Origin of the sequence: Mesorhizobium sp. M7A.F.Ca.US.014.04.1.1, from assembly GCF_003998745.1 — a bacterium.
In the GTDB taxonomy this organism is placed as follows: Bacteria; Pseudomonadota; Alphaproteobacteria; order Rhizobiales; family Rhizobiaceae; genus Mesorhizobium; species Mesorhizobium ciceri.
In genome coordinates this window covers 1-2,732 of the sequence record NZ_RZRW01000677.1, presented here as the reverse complement: position 1 = coordinate 2,732, position 2,732 = coordinate 1, and the positions used below count along the sequence as shown (strand labels likewise).

Genomic DNA, 2,732 nt, shown 5'->3' with positions numbered 1-2,732 from the left:
GCATCGATAATGTCGCTGTCGAGATCGATGGTTCCGAGGTTCCTATCTTCGATGGCAGCGCCATGGCGTTCGTCGAAGCCATCGATCAGGCGGGTATCGAGACGCTCTCGGTCAAGCGGCGCTATATCAGGGTCATCAAGCCGGTCCGCATCGAGAACGGCGCCTCGTGGGCGGAGTTTCGGCCCTATGACGGGACCCGTTTCGAGATCGAGATCGACTTCGAAAGCCCGGCGATCGGCCGTCAGCTGTTTGCCTCCGACCTCAATGCCGATATTTTCCGTCGCGACATCGCGCGCGCCCGCACCTTCGGCTTCATGAAGGATGTCGAGCGGCTGTGGGCTGCAGGCTATGCGCTCGGCTCCTCGCTGGAGAATTCGCTGGTGATCGGCGACGACAACCGCGTCATCAACATGGGCGGCCTGCGCTATCCCAACGAATTCGTGCGCCATAAAACGCTGGACGCCATGGGCGACCTGGCGCTGGCCGGCGCCCGTTTCATCGGCTGCTTCCGCTCCTATCGCGGCGGCCACAGGATGAATGCCGCGGCCCTGCGCCGCCTGCTGTCGGATCGCACGGCGTTCGAGATCGTCGAGACGACGCGCCGGGAGCGTGGCCGCAGCGCCGAGATGAACGCCGTCAACGCGCCGCTCTACGCGCCCTGGATGATCTGATTTTCCCAGGTTTTTCGGGTTCCATGGGGAATTGCGCGTGTTGCAGGAATGCACCACCCGCCAGTGAAATTGCATTGATGTCCAAGCTGCGTCCGGCCGCCACAAAAATGTGCGATTGGCCGGAGATAGCGTTGCCGGGCAAGGCGGTTATGGTTTATGGCTGCTGCCGTCGATTAGTGCATGTCGTTCAAAAGTGGGGACCAGTTTTGAAACAATGGCATGCAACTGGCATTGAAATAGCGCCGAAAGGGCGAGATCCAATCATGTTCTTCAAGCGAGTTGGTCAATTGAAAGCACCGCAGAGGGCCGTTTTCCTGGCGCTTTCAGTAGTTGTTCCATCGCTCTTCCTGTCGGCCTGCATGTCGTCGGAGAAAGATATCGACCTGTCGACCTATGTCGACCAGACCGAACCGGCCGATGTTCTCTACAATCAGGGCCTTGCCAATCTCAATGCCGGACGCCTGCAGGAGGCGAGCCGCAAGTTCGACGCCGTCGACCGCCAGCACCCCTATTCGGAATGGGCTCGCAAATCGATGGTGATGGGCGCTTTCGCCGATTATCGCCAGGGCAATTACGACGAGGCGATCGGCTCGGCCAAGCGCTACCTCACGCTCTATCCATCGACCGATGACGCCGCCTATGCGCAGTACATCATCGGCTTGAGCTATTACCGCCAGATCAAGGACGTGACGCAGGACCAGAAGGAAGCGCGCCAAACCGTTCAGACAATGCAGGATCTGGTGACGCGCTGGCCGACATCGGAATATGTCGACGACGCCAAGGAAAAGATCCGCTTCGCCAACGATCAGTTGGCCGGCAAGGAAATGCAGATCGGCCGCTACTATCTCGAGCGCCGGGAATACATCGCCGCCGTCAAGCGCTTCCGCACCGTGGTCGAGAATTATTCCAACACGCGCCATGTCGAGGAGGCGCTCGCCCGCCTGACCGAAAGCTATTACGCGATGGGTCTGACTTCGGAGGCGCAGACGGCCGCCGCCGTGCTCGGCACCAACTATCCCGACAGCTCGTGGTACAAGGATTCCTACAAGCTGTTGCAAAGCAATGGGCTTGCACCGCGCGAAAATGCCGGATCGTGGATATCCAAGGCCGGGAAATTGATCACCGGGGCTTGACCCCCCAAGCAGACGTCGCGGGCTTCGCCAACGCGCCGTCTGCCTGATTTCGTTGTTTGTCGCAGGTTCTTGTCGCAAAACCGCGGAACACTTTTGCGGAACCTGCTTGGAGCATCGGATCGAAGCGTACGCAGCGCTTTTTTCGGATTGATCCGGTGCTCAAACAAAAAGATAGTGCGCCGCTGCGACTGCAAATGGTCGCGTGCCGTCCTAGATTCGGGTTCTGATGCTCTCCAGACTGTCGATCCGCGATATCGTCCTGATCGAGAAGCTGGATATCGACTTCCAGCCGGGTCTTTCGGTGCTGACCGGCGAAACCGGTGCCGGCAAGTCCATCCTGCTCGATGCCCTGTCGCTGGCGCTTGGTGCGCGCGGTGACGCGTCGCTGGTGCGCCATGGCGCGGCGCAAGGCCAGGTTATCGCCGTCTTCGACGTGCCGCGCAATCATCCGGCCCGTGCGCTGCTAGCCGACAATGCCATCGAGGATGACGGCGACATCATCCTGCGCCGCCTTCAGACCGCGGACGGCCGTACCCGTGTCTTCGTCAACGATCAGCCTTCGAGCGTCACCTTGATGCGCGATGTCGGGCGCGCGTTGGTCGAGATCCACGGCCAGCACGATGAACGTGCTCTGGTCGATCCCGGCGCTCACCGCGAGGTGCTCGATGCTTTCGGCGGCCATCTCGGCGCCGTTCGCTCGACTGGCGAGGCATGGCGGCATTGGCGCGCCTGCGAGCAGGAGTTGTCGCGCCACCGTGCCAAGGTGGCGGCGGCGGCGCGCGAGGCCGACTATCTGCGTGCGGCGGTGGCGGAATTGACAAAGCTCGATCCGCAGCCGGGTGAGGAGACCGATCTTGCCGAACTGCGCGCGTCGATGATGCGGGCCGAGAAGATCGCGTCCGAAATCCATGACGCGCAGGATGTGCTG

3 protein-coding genes are annotated in these 2,732 nt (G+C 61.1%); all 3 read left to right on the top strand.

Annotated elements, in window-relative coordinates:
• Positions 1–671: UDP-3-O-acyl-N-acetylglucosamine deacetylase (gene lpxC, locus EOA22_RS29805; RefSeq protein WP_127390439.1), on the top strand; the 671-nt coding region annotated here is incomplete at its 5' end.
• Positions 672–934: 263 nt separating this feature from the next.
• Positions 935–1,804, top strand: a complete 870-nt coding sequence (locus EOA22_RS29800; RefSeq protein ID WP_063168306.1) for an outer membrane protein assembly factor BamD — start codon at positions 935–937, stop codon at positions 1,802–1,804.
• 226 nt (positions 1,805–2,030) lie between these two features.
• Positions 2,031–2,732, top strand: a 702-nt coding sequence (locus tag EOA22_RS29795) for an AAA family ATPase (protein WP_164755999.1), incomplete at its 3' end; no start/stop codon positions are given.

Bases quoted from the DNA above. Each gene is read 5' to 3' on its own strand.
- EOA22_RS29800 (WP_063168306.1), top strand. From the start codon at position 935: ATGTTCTTCAAGCGAGTTGGTCAATTGAAAGCACCGCAGAGGGCCGTT.